Source organism: Micromonospora sp. WMMA1949 (assembly GCF_027460145.1).
Lineage (GTDB): Bacteria > Actinomycetota > Actinomycetes > Mycobacteriales > Micromonosporaceae > Micromonospora.
This window is the reverse complement of the sequence record NZ_JAPZBG010000001.1, coordinates 1530081-1545392: the sequence shown is the minus strand read 5'-3', so window position 1 is coordinate 1545392 and position 15312 is coordinate 1530081. Positions and strand designations below refer to the sequence as shown.

16 protein-coding genes are annotated in these 15312 nt (G+C 74.0%); 7 read left to right on the top strand and 9 right to left on the bottom strand.

Annotation, left to right across the window (positions count from 1 at the left end; genetic code table 11):
• Positions 1-52: 52 nt before the first annotated feature.
• The 3 genes from O7607_RS06985 to O7607_RS06975 are packed head-to-tail and all read right to left on the bottom strand — an operon-like array spanning position 53 to position 3376.
• Positions 53-808 carry an FkbM family methyltransferase gene (locus O7607_RS06985; protein ID WP_269706908.1) on the bottom strand — a complete coding sequence of 252 codons (756 nt, stop codon included), beginning with the start codon at positions 806-808 and terminating at the stop codon, positions 53-55.
• 13 nt (positions 809-821) lie between these two features.
• A complete protein-coding gene (locus O7607_RS06980) occupies positions 822-2564 on the bottom strand; it encodes a sulfatase (protein WP_269701846.1) in 1743 nt (580 codons plus the stop codon).
• The gene (locus O7607_RS06975; protein ID WP_269701844.1) at positions 2561-3376 is read right to left on the bottom strand and encodes a CDP-alcohol phosphatidyltransferase family protein; all 816 of its coding nucleotides are present in this window, start codon (positions 3374-3376) and stop codon (positions 2561-2563) included. Before O7607_RS06975 ends, O7607_RS06980 begins: the two co-directional genes overlap by 4 nt.
• 158 nt (positions 3377-3534) lie before the next feature.
• On the opposite strand from O7607_RS06975, the gene O7607_RS06970 reads away from it, so the two are divergent.
• Positions 3535-4029 (top strand): ArsR/SmtB family transcription factor, encoded by a 495-nt coding sequence (locus O7607_RS06970; RefSeq protein ID WP_269701842.1) that lies wholly within the window; start codon positions 3535-3537, stop codon positions 4027-4029.
• A gap of 32 nt (positions 4030-4061) precedes the next feature.
• A complete protein-coding gene (locus O7607_RS06965) occupies positions 4062-5522 on the top strand; it encodes a serine hydrolase domain-containing protein (RefSeq protein ID WP_269701841.1) in 1461 nt (486 codons plus the stop codon).
• Between the two features lie 25 nt (positions 5523-5547).
• Here O7607_RS06965 and O7607_RS06960 read toward each other — a convergent pair whose 3' ends face one another.
• The 4 genes from O7607_RS06960 to O7607_RS06945 form a co-directional block, all read right to left on the bottom strand.
• The gene (locus O7607_RS06960) at positions 5548-6969 is read right to left on the bottom strand and encodes an amino acid permease (protein WP_269701840.1); all 1422 of its coding nucleotides are present in this window, start codon (positions 6967-6969) and stop codon (positions 5548-5550) included.
• Between the two features lie 121 nt (positions 6970-7090).
• On the bottom strand, positions 7091-7801 hold the full coding sequence (locus O7607_RS06955) for a YqeB family protein (RefSeq protein WP_269701839.1): 711 nt from the start codon (positions 7799-7801) through the stop codon (positions 7091-7093).
• Positions 7798-8583, bottom strand: coding sequence for an ABC transporter permease (locus O7607_RS06950; protein WP_269701838.1), 786 nt, complete (start codon positions 8581-8583; stop codon positions 7798-7800). Before O7607_RS06950 ends, O7607_RS06955 begins: the two co-directional genes overlap by 4 nt.
• The gene (locus tag O7607_RS06945; protein ID WP_269701837.1) at positions 8580-9479 is read right to left on the bottom strand and encodes an ABC transporter ATP-binding protein; all 900 of its coding nucleotides are present in this window, start codon (positions 9477-9479) and stop codon (positions 8580-8582) included. The genes O7607_RS06950 and O7607_RS06945 overlap by 4 nt, the downstream gene beginning before the upstream one ends.
• Before the next feature lie 132 nt (positions 9480-9611).
• On the opposite strand from O7607_RS06945, the gene O7607_RS06940 reads away from it, so the two are divergent.
• The 3 genes from O7607_RS06940 (at position 9612) to O7607_RS06930 (ending at position 12217) form a co-directional block, all read left to right on the top strand.
• Entirely contained in the window at positions 9612-10850 is a 1239-nt protein-coding gene (locus O7607_RS06940; protein ID WP_269701835.1) for a sensor histidine kinase, read from the top strand.
• Complete coding sequence (locus O7607_RS06935; RefSeq protein ID WP_442929470.1) at positions 10847-11518, top strand: response regulator; 672 nt, start codon at positions 10847-10849, stop codon at positions 11516-11518. Before O7607_RS06940 ends, O7607_RS06935 begins: the two co-directional genes overlap by 4 nt.
• A 108-nt stretch (positions 11519-11626) precedes the next feature.
• Positions 11627-12217, top strand: a complete 591-nt coding sequence (locus O7607_RS06930; RefSeq protein WP_269701831.1) for a hypothetical protein — start codon at positions 11627-11629, stop codon at positions 12215-12217.
• A 249-nt stretch (positions 12218-12466) separates the two neighbouring features.
• Here O7607_RS06930 and O7607_RS06925 read toward each other — a convergent pair whose 3' ends face one another.
• Complete coding sequence (locus tag O7607_RS06925) at positions 12467-13246, bottom strand: D-Ala-D-Ala carboxypeptidase family metallohydrolase (RefSeq protein ID WP_269701830.1); 780 nt, start codon at positions 13244-13246, stop codon at positions 12467-12469.
• A gap of 257 nt (positions 13247-13503) precedes the next feature.
• Between O7607_RS06925 and O7607_RS06920 the strand changes: the two genes are divergently transcribed.
• Together O7607_RS06920 and O7607_RS06915 are read left to right on the top strand one after the other, a co-directional pair.
• A complete protein-coding gene (locus tag O7607_RS06920) occupies positions 13504-14145 on the top strand; it encodes a DUF6642 family protein (RefSeq protein WP_269701828.1) in 642 nt (213 codons plus the stop codon).
• Positions 14146-14177: 32 nt separating this feature from the next.
• Positions 14178-14642 (top strand): PPOX class F420-dependent oxidoreductase, encoded by a 465-nt coding sequence (locus tag O7607_RS06915; RefSeq protein WP_269701826.1) that lies wholly within the window; start codon positions 14178-14180, stop codon positions 14640-14642.
• A 6-nt stretch (positions 14643-14648) separates the two neighbouring features.
• On the opposite strand, the gene O7607_RS06910 is transcribed toward O7607_RS06915, so the two are convergent.
• Positions 14649-15290, bottom strand: a complete 642-nt coding sequence (locus O7607_RS06910) for an NAD(P)-dependent oxidoreductase (protein WP_269701824.1) — start codon at positions 15288-15290, stop codon at positions 14649-14651.
• Between the last annotated feature and the right edge of the window lie 22 nt (positions 15291-15312).

Below are 15312 nucleotides of genomic sequence, written 5' to 3'. Positions count from 1 at the left end.
CGATGCTAGTCGCCGTCGGCCGGTTTGAGGAGAGGGACGTGGCGCCGCTACGTCACGAGGCCGCCAGCCGCGCGTAGACGTCGCCGGAACGACCGGCCGGGCGGTACGTCTCCAGCAGGCGCACCAGCTCGGCCGCGTCCAGCCACCTGTCGCTCGCGAACCGCATGGTCTCCACCGGCGAGTAGTTGTAGCGGTAGCCACCCGCCGACGCGCCCAGCCGTTCCACCAGCTCCAACGCGGCCAGCGCGGAGTCGTGCGCGGGCGGCAGGTACTCGAACGACAGTCCGCGCACCGGGTGACTCAGCCCGGCCAGCACGTCGACCTCGAAACCCTCGACGTCGACCTTGCAGAACGCCGGTACGCCGTGCCGCGCGACCAGGTCGTCGAGCGTCACCACCGGCACCTCGACCGACCGGTCCCAGCGGACCCCGGCGAAGCTCGGATCGGCGGTGACCGACTCGATCCACGACGACGACATGGTGGACACCGTCGGCGTCGCCGACGACAGCTCCAGCCGTGCGCTCCCGGACCGCGCCCCGACCGCCGTCGGTTCGATCGTCACGTCGGCGTCCCGGCCGAAGCCCAGGCGAAGCACCCGCAGACAGTCCGGCTGCGGCTCCACCGCGACGACGCGTGCGCCCAGCCGTCGCCAGGTGCGGACCCGGCCGCCGACGTGGGCGCCGATGTCGAAGCCGAGGTCACCGGGGGAGAGGAACTGCCCGTAGAGCTGCCGGGCACGCCGGTGCTTGGCCGGCTGACCGTGGTAGACGGCCAGGGAACGGGTGATCCCCCAGGCCCGTGCGAGCATCGTCACGACTTCCCTAACTGTGAGTGGTGGACTTCGGTCCGAACGCGTGCAGGAACCGGTCGCGGAACGACTCCATCGGCCAGACCGGGGCCTGCGGGCCGGGGTTGAGGCCGTCCTGCCAGCCCCACCCGGCGATGCGGTCGAGCACGGCCGGGTCCTTGGCGACGACGGTGATCGGCACGTCCTTGCCGGCGCCCTCGCCGGTGACCGCCCGGGCCGGCTGGTGGTCGCCGAGGAACACGAGCACCAGGTTCTCGTCACCGTACCGCTGCACGTAGGAGATCAGCGTGCGCAGCGTGTAGACCACCGCCTGCCGGTACGCCTCCCGGGTGCCCTCCGCCGAGCGGTCGGCGCGCGCCGTCCCCTTGTAGACCGAGCCGTCCCCGACGTCGTCCCAGTCGACCAGCGGCGGTACCGGCGTCCACGGGATGTGACTGGACAGCAGGGGGATCTCGGCCATCACCGGGGCGTGTCCCGGTCCGCGCTCGCTGCGCTGTAACGCCGCCAGCGTGTACTGGTCCGGCGGTGAGGAGAAGCTGAACAGCGGCCCCCGGTAGCCGAGCTCCTTCACGCCGTACACCTTGTCCGGGGAGAAGAACTCGGCCTCCGGCCAGGCCCGGGTGAGCGCCGGCATGACGAGCGTGGTCCGCCAGCCTGCGCGCTTGAACGCCCCGTTGAGGGTCATCCGGTCGCTGCGGACCAGGTTGGTGTAGCGCAACTGGTTGTCCGCCCGGATGCCGCTCATCAGGGTGGCGTGCGCGAGCCAGCTCCCACCGCCGGTGGTGGACGAGGTGAGGAACGCGCTGCGGCTGCCGTACCCGGCCGCGCGTAGCTGCCGGGTCCCCTCGTCCAGGACGGCGTCCACCTCCGGCGCGAGGTCCGGATCCTCCACCGCGACCCGGCCGTAGCTCTCCACGAACGTGAACAGCACGTCCTTGCCGCGCAGCGCGGTGAGCATCTCCTCGCCCGGCATGGTCTGGAACGGGTCGCCGGCGAGCTGGGTGTTCAGCGTCTCCTGGTCGTTGAGGCCCGCCCGTACCTGCCGGGCCCGGTCGTAGAGACCGGACGCCACCGTGCCGGCGGCAACCGGGACGCCCGGCACGATCTGCGCGCCGAGCACGACGCAGACCACCCAGGCGGCGGCGAACGCGGTGGTCGCGCGCGCGGTCACCCGCCGGTGACCGGCCACGACCCGGGTCAGCCGCCGCACCGACAGCGTCACCAGCAGCGGTACGGCGAGCACGGCGACCACCGCCAGCGCCACCGCGCCCACCTCGGCGGCCCGGCCGTACGACTCGGACAGGAACTCCGCGCCCGCGCCGAGGAACGTCCAGTCGGCGATCAGGTCGAAGGGGCGGTCCAGGACCAGCGAGAACCCCAGGTCGGTGACCTTGAGGACGAGGACCAGGCCGAGCAGCGCGCCGAGCAGCGTGGCCGCCACCCGGCGCGGACGCGGCGGCAGGACCAGCAGCAGGGCGACGGCGATCAGCCCTTCCACCGGGATGCGCAGGAACGCGCGGGGGGTGAACTCGTTGATGTCGCTCGGCGCGACGAGTGCCACAAGCACGAGTGCGGCGGCCAGCGCGGTGACCGTGGCGGCGAGCACCCGCCGGGAGCGCCGCCGCCCCGGCGCCGGCGCGTCGTCGGTCGTGGTGCCGGTCTCGTTGTGGTCGGTCGTGGTGGCGGTCTCGCTGTCGTCGGTCGTGGTGGCGTCCGGGGCGTCGTCGCCGTCCGCCCGGCGGGACAGGTCGGTCACCGGTGCCGACCGCCGACCTCGGCGGGCTCGCGGGCGATCCGCACGCCCGGCGTCCACTCGGGCCGGTGGCCCGCCGGTGCGGGGGAGACCGGCGCGGCCGGGAGTGCGCGCGGCACCGGCCGTACGCGGTGCCGCCACAACCAGGCGACGTCACGGCCGAACGACTCGACGAGCATCGCGAGCGCGCCGAGAAGCACCGCGACGGCGAGCAGCCGGGGCAGGACGCCCGCCGCCACCACCGCCAGCGCGATGCCCTGCGTGGCGGCCACCACCTTGCGCCAGTAGCGCGGCGGCAGCGAGCCGCGCATCCACGGCAGGACCCAGCCGGCGGCGACGAAGACGTACCGCATCGCGCCGATCACCAGCACCCAGGCGCCCACCTGGTCGGCGACGTATCCGCAGAGGACCAGGACGAGGAAGGAGTCGACCTCCATGTCGAACCGGGCGCCCAGCGCGCTGGTCGTGCCGGTACGCCGGGCCACCTGCCCGTCGACCCAGTCGAGGGAGAGCGCCACCGCGCTCAGAGCGACCAGCACCGGTACCACGATCGGCTCGCGGAACGAGTCGACGGTCAGCGCGGCCACGCCTCCGGCGAGCGTCGCCCGGGTGAGCGTCACCCAGTCGGCCGGCCCGAGCCGCTCCGCGCCCGAGCGGCGCAGCCCGTATCCGAGCGCCGCGACCGTCACCACCCCGAAGAGCAGACCGGCCAGCCAGCCGTACGCGCTCAGGCCGACCGTGCCGGCCAGGGCCGCGAGTACGCCGACCTGGAGAATCGCCCCCGCGAATGGATCAGTTCGAAGTGCGGACACCATGCCTCCGAGGTAGACGTCACGAACCACACGTGTGTACGGAGAACATGCCCGAACAGTTCGTTCTGATGCCGGAAACGCGCCAGCGGATGTGGCGGCACCGGCAGCTCCACGATCTTGTTCGTTTGTACGTAGGTGCGTACTTCCGTACCCTGGGTGCCGTGGCAAGCGTGGAGGAACGGCTCGCGGCCCTGGAAGCGCAGGTGGCCCGGATGGCCGGCGCCCACCCGGAAACCGACGTCACACCGGAGGACGTCTTCTGGGCACTCGGCGGCCTGAAGCAGCGGATTCCCGCCGACGGTGCGGGCGCGGTGCTCTACACCGGCGCCGTCCGCACCGGGGACCGGAACTACGACTGGCAGTACAGCGCCACAGTCGACGACCTGCTCGACGACGACTGGGCGGTGCTGGCCGGCACGCTCACGGCGCTGGCACACCCGGTGCGACTGCGGCTGCTGCGGGAGGTTCTCGGCGGCCGGCACGGCACCGCCGAGCTGGCCGAGCTCGACGGGATCGGCACCACCGGCCAGCTCCACCACCACCTGCGGCAACTCGCCGCCGCGGGCTGGCTGCGCAGCGGTGCCCGCGGGCGCTACGACATCCCGCCCGAGCGGGTGGTGCCGCTCCTGGCCATCCTCACCGCCGCCCGCCGCTGACCCGGCCATCCACCCCGACGGAAGGCAGCACCATGCGTACCCCGATCGTTCTCGCCGCCGCCGGACTCGTCGCGGCGGCCGCGGCGGCGGTCCTCATGCCCGGGCCCCCGCACCTCGGCCCGGAGCGGACAGGCGACGCGGAACTGGCCGCGACCGTCCGCGCCGCCGTCGACGACCCCGAGAACCTGCGCGGCCTCGCGGTGGCGGTGATCGAGGGCGACCGGGTCCGCGTCGCGGGCCTCGGCAACCGGGCTCCCGGCGGGCCGGCCGTCGAACCGGGCACCCCGTTCGAGATCGGTTCGATCGCCAAGCCGCTCACCGGCATGCTCCTAGCCCGGCAGGTCGCGTCCGGCGCGGTCGGTCCCGACGACCGGCTGGCCGACGTGCTGCCGGACGTGACCGGCCCGGCCGGTGCGGTCACCCTCGCCGAACTGGCCAGTCACCGGGCCGGGCTACCCCGGCTGGCACTCGACTCCGCGGGCGCCATGGTCCGCACGTGGTGGGCGACGTCCACCGCCGGGAACGCGTACGCCGGCTACGACGTGCAGCGGATCGTCACCGCCGCCAGGGGTACCGAGCCCGACGACCGTGGCACCGTGTCCTACTCGAACTTCGGCGCGGCGCTGCTCGGCCAGGCGCTTGCGGCCCGGGCCGCAGTCGACTATCCGGAACTGATCCGGCGCGAGGTGCTGGATCCCCTGGGCATGACCGCCACCGTCGCCGCCACCGGCGCCGACGACCTCCCGGCCGGGCGGGCCGAGGGCGCCACCGCCGCCGACCGGCCCGCCGACCCGTGGCTGGGCGCGGGGTACGCCCCGGCCGGTGTCGGGATCTGGTCCACCGCCGAGGACCTGGCCCGGCTCACCGCCGCGATGCTCGCCGGCACGGCCCCCGGCGCCGACGCCGCCACGCCCCGCTTCGACGCCGGGGACGATCGCCGGATCGGGTACGGCTGGTTCACCAGCCGTCACGGCGACCGGGAGATCGTCTGGCACAACGGGGGCACCGGCGGATTCCGGGCCTACCTGGGCTTCGACCGGGCGGCCGACCGGGGCGTGGTGGTGCTCGGCAACACCACCCGCGACGTGGATCCGATCGGCCTGCGGCTGCTGGGCGTCCGCGGTGACGCGGCGGAGGAGTCGACGGGCCTGGACGGGTGGATCGGCGCCGCGCTCGCGCTGGCGTTCACGTTCCTCGGCGGGCTCTCCCTCTGGAGCACCGCGCGACGCGGAACGGACCGGGTGACGGTGCTCTCCGACGCTGTCTGGGCGGTGGTCTCGCTCGGCCTCGGCCACCGGCTCGGCGACTGGTCGGTGGTGCCGGGCTGGGTCTGGCCGCTCGGCGTGGCGCTCGCCGGGGCCGCCGTGGTGCCCGCCGCGCAGCGCTGGCGCGGGTTGCCGCTCGTGGCCGGGACGCCACGGTGGCGGCGCTGGACGGGCGCGGCGCTGTCCGCCGCCTTCGCCGCGCTGGCAGTGGTGGTGATCGCCGCCTGAGCCGGGTGCCGGGGGCGGCGCGCGGTCAGCGGGGCGTGCCGGCGGTGTCCCCGTCGCGCCGGGCCAGCGCCGAACGGCGGTAGCCGTACAGGGCGTAGACGACCGCGCCGAGCAGGAACCAGGCGCCGAACCGCAGCCACGTCACCGGGTCGAGGAACGTGATCAGCCAGATCGAGAAGATCACGCCGAGCGCCGGCACCACGGGCATGCCGGGGAGCCGGAACGTCCGCGGCGCGTCCGGGCGGCGGTAGCGCAGCACGATCACTGCCACGCACACCACCACGAACGCGAGCAGGATGCCGATGTTCGTCAGCTCGGCGGCCTGCCGGATCGGCAGGAAACCGGCGATCAGCGCCGAGCCGACCCCGACGATCCAGGTGACCCGGGTCGGCACCCGACGTACCGGGTGGACCTTGGCGAACCAGCCGGGCAGCAGTCCGTCCCGGCTCATCGAGAACCACACCCGGGTCACGCCGAGCATGAACGTGAACATCACGGTGAGGATGCCGATGATCGCCCCGACCGCGATCACGCTGGCGAGCCCGGACAGCCCGACCGAGGCGAACGCGGAGGAGAAGCCGCTCTCCGGGTCGATGTCCCGGTAGTTCTGCATGCCGGTGAGCACCAGCGTGGCCAGCACGTACAGCACCATCGAGATGACAAGTGACCAGATGATCGCCTTGGGCATGTGCCGGCGGGCGTCGCGCGACTCCTCGGCGGCGGTGCTCATCGCGTCGTACCCGAAGACGGCGAAGAAGACGGTGGCCGCGCCGGTGATCGCGCCGCCGACGCCGAACGGGAAGAACGGCGAGTAGTTGGCGGTCTTCACGTGGAAGAAGCCGACCACGATCACCAGCAGGACGACAGCGACCTTGAGGCCCACCACGAACGTCTCGAACCGCGCGGCGGCCTTGATGCCCCGGGTCAGCAGGAACGCGATGAGCAGGCAGAGCACCACCGCGAACAGGTCGACGCGGTGCCCGTCGCCGGTGCCGGGCGCGCCGAGCATCCAGGCCGGCAGGTCCGCGCCCAGCTCGTTGACCAGGAAGCCGAAGTAGCCGGAGATGCCGATCGCCACCACCGCGACGATGGCCGTGTACTCCAGCAGCAGGTCCCAGCCGATGAACCAGCCGACCGCCTCACCGAGCACCGCGTACCCGTAGGTGTAGGCCGACCCGGCCTTCGGGATCATGCCGGCGAACTCCGCGTACGACAGCGCGGCGGCGGCGCTGGCCAGGCCGGCGATCAGGAACGACACCAGCACGGCCGGGCCGGCGGTCTCGTTCGCCACCGCCCCGGCCAGCGCGAAGATGCCCGCGCCGATGATGCCGCCGACGCCGATCGCGGTGAGCTGCCACAACCCCAGTTCGCGGGAGAGGCCCTCGTCGGTCTCGTCGGCGATCTGCTCGACCGGCTTGCGCCGGAAGATGCCCTGTGCCACGGCCATTGCCGGCCCCTCCCCGTCGCCCGCGTCGTACCGCCCCGGGGCCACCGCGTCCGACGAGCAGTGACCCCGCAATGGACGAACGTAAATCCTCGGCGCGAAGATCGCAGCGCGACGGCCGCTCTCACCCCCGGGGCGGGCCGGCGACCAGCCGCCAGTACTGCCGTTTGCCCTCGTCGCGGACCACGACGCCGAGCCGGGCCAGCTCCCCGTGCAGCTCCCGGGTCTCGGCGTCGTGGCCGCCGTCGAGCGCCCGCTGCCGGGCGCGCAGCAGGGCGTCCGCGCCGGGCGGCAGGCCGGGCAGGCCCTCCACCCACCGCCGGTACGCGTCCCGGTGCGGATCCGCGCCGATCCACGGCCAGCCCTGCCGGGTGAACGCCGCGCGCAGCCGCTCGGCGTCCAGGTCGGACTTCTCCCGGGCCAGCTCGCCGCCGGCGGTGTCCAGCAGCACCAGCGCCTCGCCGTCGACGAACACCCCGGCCACGTCGGCGCGGGCCACGTCCCGGCCGTGCCCGTCGCGGTGCAGCCGTACCGTGCGGTGCCCGACCGTGACGGTCAACCGGTCCCGCACGGCCACCAACGCCAGGAACAGGCCGCCGAGCACGCCCACCCCGGCCCCGATCGGGTACGACCGCTCGTCCGGCCACCCGTCGAGCAGCTCGAACAGGCCTTGGAACGGAAACCATGGCAGCCCGGCGATCCAGCCGGACAGCGCGGTCAGCCCGGCACCGAGCCCGGCCCCGAGCAGCGGGAAACCGGCCCACATGACCACCAGTTCGGCGCGTCCGCCGTCGACCACGACATCCTCGCCGAGTCCGCGGGCCGCCACGGTCACGACACCTCCCGGCGCATGGTCCGGAACAGCCCGGCGGCCAGCGGCAGGAGCACCCAGACCGCCAGCGAGACGCCGAGCCGGGCCCACTGCCCGCCGGTCACCTCGGCACCGAGCAGCGGCTCCATCGTGTAGGACGTGTCCAGCCAGCGGGCCGGCGCGCGCAGGCCCTCGATCATCGCGGCGAGCAGGCTCCACACGGTGGGCAGCAGCAGGTAGGTGACGATCGCCAGCGGCGTGTTCAGCAGCAGCAGGCCGAAGGCGGCGCCCATCAGCACGCTCGCCACCTGGAACACGGCAGCGTGCGGCAGCAGTTGCCAGTCGAACGTCCAGGTGCCCGCGCCCCCGGTGGCCCGTGCGGCGAGCGTGCCGGCGGCGGCGACGCCCAGGCTGACCAGCACCGAGGCGAGGGCGGCGAGCACCACAGCGGCGAGCTTGGCGACGATCACCCGCTCCCGGCGGGGCACCAGTGCGAACGTGGTGAGCGCGGTGCGCTGCGACCACTCGCCGGTGATGGAGAGGATGCCGAGCACCGGCAGCAGCAGGCCGACCGGCAGCAGCGACGGGGTGAAGAAGGCGGTGAACGTCTGGTCCGGCGCGTCCACGACGAACAGTTGCACCACCACGATCGCCGCGGCGATCAACCCGATCGTGATCAGCAACCACCGCCCGGCCCGGGTGTCGGCGAGCTTGCGCAGCTCCACGGGGGTGAGCCGGGCCAGCGAGGGGCCGGCGACGGTGGCCTCGGGTCGTGGCGGTGCGGGGGTGCGGGTGGCGGTGGTCATCGGACGGCCTCCTTGGTCGACGCGCCGGCGGTGAGGGTGAGGAAGAGTTGTTCCAGGCCGCCGCTGCCGGCCGGGCGCAGCTCGGTGAGGACCAGCCCGGCGTCCGCCGCGGCCTGACCGACCTCGCCGGGCTCGGCCCGGACGACGAAGCCGCCGTCGGTGCCGGCGGACGCGGGCAGCGCGGCCCGCTCCAACGTCAGGCGCAGCGCGTGCGCGTCGCGGGCGCGCACCAGCGTGCCGGCGCCGGCGAGCAGCTCGTCCTTGCCGCCCTGGGCGACCACCCGGCCGCCGCCGATCACCACCAGCCGGTCGGCCACCGCCTCCACCTCGCGCAGCAGGTGCGAGGAGAGCAGCACCGTGCCGCCCCGGTCGGCGAAGTCGCGCAGCAGGCCGCGCATCCAGAAGATCCCCTCCGGGTCGAGGCCGTTGGCCGGCTCGTCCAGGATCAGGACCCGGGGGTCGCCCAGCAGCGCCAGCGCCAGGCCGAGCCGCTGCCGCATGCCCAGGGAGTACGCGCCGACGCGGCGCCGGGCCGCGGTGTCGTTCAGCCCGACCCGGTCGAGCACCGCCGCCACCCGTCCCCGGTCCACGCCCATGGTGCGGGCGGCGAGCGTGAGCGCCTCCCGTCCGGTGCGCCCGGCGTGCTGCGCCGACGCGTCGAGCAGCACGCCGATCTCCCGCCCCGGGTTGGGCAGGTGCCGGTACGGGCGGCCACCGACAGTCGCGCCGCCCGAGGTGGGCGGCGTCATCCCGCAGATCATCCGCATGGTGGTGGACTTCCCGGCGCCGTTCGGCCCGAGGAAACCGGTCACCGAGCCCGGTTCGCACCGGAACGTGACGTCCTCGACGGCGGTGTGCGCGCCGTACCGCTTGGTGAGCTGGTCGACTTCGATCATGCCGTCGAGCCTGCCGGGGCCACCCGGTCGCGCGCTGCGGCCGACGGTCGGCGCCGATGTCGACCTCGGTTCACCGCAGGCGTCGACTTTGGTAGCTGGTAGCCGGTCCGGGCGGCTTCCTAGCATGGACGGGTGACCAGCGCCGCCGTACCCGATCATCCCTGGCTCCTGCCGGGGTCCCTGGTGCCCACCCGGGCCGCCCGGCGGACGCCGCGCGACTGGTTCGTGGACGGCGTGCTGTTCGTGGCCTCGCTGCTCTGGGTGTTGATCACGCACGGCGACGTCACCAGCGCCACCCCGCAGTTCGGCCTCAACGCCGGTCCGGCCTGGCTGGAGGAGGCCGACCTGCTCGTCGGCCTGCTCGTCAGCGGCGCGCTCTGGCTGCGCCGCCGCTGGCCGGTCGGGCTGGCGCTGGCCACCGCGCCGCTGGTGTTCTTCTCGGTCACCTCCGGCCTCGCGCTGCTCGTCATCACGTTCACCGTGCTCGTGCACCGGCCGCTGCCGGTGGGCCTGGCCCTGGCGGCGTGGAACGTGCTGAGCCTGCCGGTCTACCTCGCCGTCCGGCCCGACCCGACGATGCCGTTCTGGGGCTCGGTGATCTGGACCGCGTTGTTCATCTGCGTGGTGGTGGCGTGGGCGCTGTTCGTCCGGGCCCGCCGCCAGCTGGTGCTGTCCCTGCGCGACCGCGCCGAGCGGGCCGAGGCCGAGCAGCAGCTCCGGCTCGATCAGGCCCGGCAGCTCGAACGCGGCCGGATCGCCCGGGAGATGCACGACGTACTCGCGCACCGGATCTCCCTGCTCAGCCTGCACGCGGGCGCGCTGGAGTTCCGGCCGGACGCGCCGCCGGAGGAGGTGGCGCGGGCCGCCGGGGTGATCCGGGCCAGCGCGCACGCCGCGCTGCAGGACCTGCGCGAGGTGATCGGCGTGCTGCGGGCCGAGGTCGGCTCCGAGGCGACGCCGGAACGGCCGCAGCCCACGCTGGCCGACGTGCCCGCCCTCGTCGCCGAGAGCCGCGACGCCGGGGTACGGGTCGGCGTGGTCGACGAGGTGAGCCAGCCGGAGGCGGTGCCCGCGGCGATAGGGCGCAGCGCGTACCGGATCGTGCAGGAAGGGCTGACCAACGCCCGCAAGCACGCGCCCGGGGCGGTGGTGACGGTCCGGCTGGCCGGCGGCCCGGGGCACGGGCTGGTGGTGGAGATCAGCAACCCCTGGCCGGTGGGCGGCCCGGCCACCGCGATCCCCGGCACCGGTACCGGCCTGGTCGGCATCGCCGAACGGGTCACGCTCGCCGGTGGCAGCCTGGAACACGGGCGGGACGCCGACGGCACGTTCCGGCTGACCGCCCGGCTGCCGTGGGCGGCGGACCGGTGAGCGCCCCGGTGCGGGTGCTCATCGTCGACGACGACCCGCTGGTCCGCGGCGCGCTGTCGATGATCCTCGGCGGCGTACCCGATCTGACCGTGGTCGGCGAGGCCACCGACGGCGCCGAGGTGCCGGCGGCGGTCGCCGCACACGCCCCGGACGTGGTGCTGATGGACATCCGCATGCCCCGGGTCGACGGGCTGGCCGCCACCGAGACGCTGCGTGCCACGGCCGAGCCGCCCGAGGTGCTGGTGCTCACCACCTTCGACGCCGACGAGCAGGTGCTGCGGGCGCTGCGCGCCGGAGCGAGCGGATTCCTGCTCAAGGACACCCCGCCGGCCGAGATCGTGGCCGCGGTGCGCCGGGTCGCGGCGGGGGAGGCGACGCTGTCCCCGGCGGTGACCCGCAAGCTCATCGCGCACGTGACCGGCACCGCGCCGGCGCCCGGCCCGGACCCGAAGCGGGAGCGGGCGGTACGACTGCTCGACGACCTTTCCGAGCGGGAGCGGGAGGTCGCGTTGCTGCTCGGGCGGGGCCGGACCAACGCCGAGATCTCCGCCGAGCTGTTCATGAGCGTGGCGACGGTGAAGGCGTACGTGTCGCGGCTGCTGACGAAGCTCGACCTGAACAACCGGGTGCAGGTGGCCCTGCTGGTCCAGGACGCCGGCCTCGTCTGACGCTCCGCGTGGCGAGATTGAACTGCTGCCGTCATCCGGCCGTACCAGTGATCGAGGATGTGGTGCGGCCGTTCCGCCGCACCGCTGCCGAGCTGCGGGAGGCCTGCCGTGCGAGTTGGTGAGCAGTCGACGGATCCCATCGACCAGATCCTGGGCGAGGTGCCGGTACCGGCACCGTTGACCCCCGAGGACGTCCGCCTCGCGGTCCGGGCGGTGGTGGTGCACGCCGCCGAGGAGTGGCCCGCGGGGCCGAAGTGCCGCAACGACGGGTCGTCGTTCCCCTGCCGGTTGCATCGCTGGGGCCGGCGCGTGCTGGAGACACACGGTCTCAACGACCGCCAGATCGACGCGCTGATCCGGCACGGCAACCCGTTCGTGCACGTGCCCTTCCCGTTCGTGCTGACCGGGCCGTCCGGCGCCCGTCCGGCCGGTCAGGTCGCCCGTACCGCCGGCCAGGCGGCGCGACCGGGCGTACCCGGACAGGTCGCGCGGCCCGGCGTACCCGGTCAGGCCGGACGTCCCGTCCCGGGGCAGCCGGCGCGGGCGGTTCCGGGTCAGGTCGCCCGTCCCGCCGCCGCGGCGCAGGCGGCGCGTGGCCCGGTCCCGCGGGTCACCGCGCCGCCGGTGCGGCCCGGCCTGCGGCCCGTCGCCGGGCGGTCGGCTCCCGCCGCCCGGCCCCGCTGGCCGCGGGCGAGCTGACTCCCGCCACCAGTCCCCGGGCGAGCCGGCGCAGAGCCCTCGCCCGGTTCCGGGCACGTCGACCCCGGGCCCGCCCGGCCCGGGGCGAGCCGACCCTCGGGCCCGCCCGGCCCGGGTCGGCGGACGCCCGGCGCCCTGGTTCCGGTCGTGCCGACGCCCCGTCGCGGAGCGGCGTCGGCCGTGCCGGAGCATGCCGACGGCGGCCCGGCCGGGGAGCCCCCACCCCCGCGCCGGGCCGCCGTCACCGCGTTACTTGACCCCGCAGTCCGGGGCGGACCAGTCCCTGGTGTTCGGCACCTTGTCCCGGTTGTTCTCCCGCCGCGAGTCCACGTGCGTGTGGTCGTCGTGGTCCGGGTAGCCGGGGCCGTAGATGCCGCTGAAGCCCTGGTCCCGGGCGGACCGGGCGATGTCGCAGAGGCTGCGGTGCTTGGCGATCAGGTCGGCCGCGTTGCCGTACAGGTGCTGGCTGTCCGAGGCGCCGCCGACCTGCCGGTTGCAGGCGATGCTGCGGAACCCGCTGGTCACGTAGAGCGGCTTGTCGCCGAGGCTGCGCCGCAGCGCCTCCAGCTTCCACATGGTGCGCAGCGCGTTCTCCCGGGTGGCCGCCGAGGAGAGCGGCCCCCCGGCCCAGCCGCCCTTGCCGCAGCCGTTGTCCAGCTCGGCGTAGCTGAAGTGCTTCGGCGTGCAGTCGCTGTCCTTCTGCAGTTCGTAGATCTTGGCGAACGTCTTCGGTCCGGCCACGCCGTCGGCGCGCAGCCCGTACGCGGCCTGGAAGCGCTTGACCGCGGCGGCCGTCTCCGGGCCGTACACGCCGTCGACCCGGACGATGCCGCCGTACGCGGCCCAGCCGGCCACCCGGATCTGGAGCTGCCGGACCTCGGCGCCGGAGCTTCCCTGGGACAGCGTCCGGTTCCAGGTGTAGCAGCCGTCGGCGTGCGCCGGTGGCGCGGCCACGACTGTCGCCACGGCGGCCCCGGGCAGGGCCAGCGCGAACGCGACCGCCGCCCGCTTCAGGGTGTTGACGCGCACAGAGTCCTCCCGATGTCAGAGCGGAACTGGGGTTGGACGGGCACATCGACCGGTACGTCCCGTCTCTCTCACCGTGACAGGTACGAGGATTCTTCGTGGTGATTAGCCGAAATTGTTCTCACATCGGGCGTTTGCTGGATATTGCCTGTGAATAGTGCCTGTTTGCGTACGCGCCGCCGGGTGTCGCCTGTCGGAGGGGACCGGTAACGTCTGCTCCCGGATCCGGGCGGCGACCTCGACGGGCGGGGAGGTGGGCGTTGGCGCGTGGGGGCGTGTTCTGCGTCGAGGGGCAGTGGCACCGCGACCTCAACGAGCGAGGATCCGTCCTGCCCACGCTCGACCTGCTCGAACGGCTCGGCCGCATCCGCTACATCCACAAGGACGCGGCCACCCGCGACGAGCTGTTCTACTTCGTCGACAGGTGGCTGCTCAAGCAGTACGCGGACCACCGGGTCGGCTTCTTCGCCATGCACGGCGAGCCGAGCCGGCTCTGCCTCACCGACTGGGACTCGGTCGAGCTGACGGACGTGGCCGAGCGGATGGCCGGCCGGTGCGAGGGCCGCCGCCTCTACTTCGGCAGCTGCTCGGTGCTGCGCGCCTCCGACGCCACGCTGCGCGAGTTCCTCGACGTCACCGGCGCGGCGCTGATCTGCGGCTTCACGCGCGAGGTCGACTGGGTCGAGTCGGCCGCCTTCGAGACCGTGCTGCTCGACGTGCTCGCCAACGGTCAGCGCCACAACGCCGCCGAGGTGCGGATGCGCTCGGCGCACTGGGCACCGCTCGCCGCGTACCTCGGTTTCCGGGTGATCTACGCCAACGGCCGCGCGTGGCGGCCCTCGGCCCGCCCGCGCGTGCCCGAGCAGGTCACCGCGCAGCGGGCGGCCGGGCGTCCGCGCTGAGAACGACGGGCATGCCTGGTAGAACCGAGGGCATGGCACGCAGCATCGCGAAGAACACCCGGGTCGACCGGGACGCCCTGATCGAGTTCCTCCGCCCCCGCCACCACGTCGTGCTCATGACCACCCGCTCCGACGGCCGCCCGCAGTCCTCCCCGGTGGCCTGCGGCGTGGACGCCGAGGGCCGCCTGGTGATCTCCACCTATCCCGAGCGTGCCAAGGTCGCCAACGTCCGCCGCGACCCGCGCGTCTCCGCGTGCGTGCTCTCCGACGACTGGGACGGCCCGTGGGTGCAGGTCGACGGCGTGGCCGAGGTGCTCGACCTGCCCGAGGCGCTGGAGCCGCTCGTCGAGTACTTCCGCAGCATCTCCGGCGAGCACCCCGACTGGGACGAGTACCGGTCGGCGATGGTCGCGCAGGGCAAGTCGCTGATCCGCGTCACGATCGAGTCATGGGGCCCGATCGCCACCGGCGGCTTCCCGGCCCGGCTGGCCGGCTGAGCCGGATCAGTACGCCACCGTGAACCGGGTGTTGCCGAACCGCTGATTCTCGATCTCGTCGACGATCGCCACGGCCAGGTCTTCGTAGGTGAGCACCGAACGGCCCTGCGCGTCGGTGACCGGGTGGTCGGTGCCGGTGCGGTAGTGCCCGGTCCGCTCACCCGGGTGGAACTCCAGCGGCGGCGGGGACACGTACGTCCAGGTCACCCCGTCGGCGCTGGTGCGGTAGAACTCCAGCGCGTCGGCTTGGCCGTGCGCCGAGTCCCGGTACTCCTCCGGGAAGTCCGGCTCGTCCAGGTAGCGGGTGCCCTTCGGGGTGAGCAGCGTCGAGCCGCCGCCGACGTGGATCACCCGGGGCGGGTCCGGCAACTCACGCAGCGTGTCGACCAGTGTCCGCGCGGCGTCGCGCCACAGGTCCCGCTCGCCGCCGCCGATGGCCACCACCAGCACGTCCGCATCCTCGGCCAGTTCGCGTACGCTCCGCGCCGAGGTGGCGTCGCCGGTCACCGTGCGTACGCCGGGGGGTAGGTAGCCGACTGCCTCCGGACGCCGCACCGCCGCTGTCACCCGGTGGCCCCGCTCGACCGCCTCGGCGGCGATCCGCGAGCCCGCCGTGCCGCCGGCGCCGAACACGACGATGTCGCTCATGCCTCACAGGCTAGGCAGCCCA

Bases quoted from the DNA above. Each gene is read 5' to 3' on its own strand.
- O7607_RS06985 (WP_269706908.1), bottom strand. From the start codon at position 808: ATGCTCGCACGGGCCTGGGGGATCACCCGTTCCCTGGCCGTCTACCAC.
- O7607_RS06975 (WP_269701844.1), bottom strand. From the start codon at position 3,376: ATGGTGTCCGCACTTCGAACTGATCCATTCGCGGGGGCGATTCTCCAG.
- O7607_RS06965 (WP_269701841.1), top strand. From the start codon at position 4,062: ATGCGTACCCCGATCGTTCTCGCCGCCGCCGGACTCGTCGCGGCGGCC.
- O7607_RS06960 (WP_269701840.1), bottom strand. From the start codon at position 6,969: ATGGCCGTGGCACAGGGCATCTTCCGGCGCAAGCCGGTCGAGCAGATC.
- O7607_RS06950 (WP_269701838.1), bottom strand. From the start codon at position 8,583: ATGACCACCGCCACCCGCACCCCCGCACCGCCACGACCCGAGGCCACC.
- O7607_RS06945 (WP_269701837.1), bottom strand. From the start codon at position 9,479: ATGATCGAAGTCGACCAGCTCACCAAGCGGTACGGCGCGCACACCGCC.
- O7607_RS06915 (WP_269701826.1), top strand. From the start codon at position 14,178: ATGGCACGCAGCATCGCGAAGAACACCCGGGTCGACCGGGACGCCCTG.
- O7607_RS06910 (WP_269701824.1), bottom strand. From the start codon at position 15,290: ATGAGCGACATCGTCGTGTTCGGCGCCGGCGGCACGGCGGGCTCGCGG.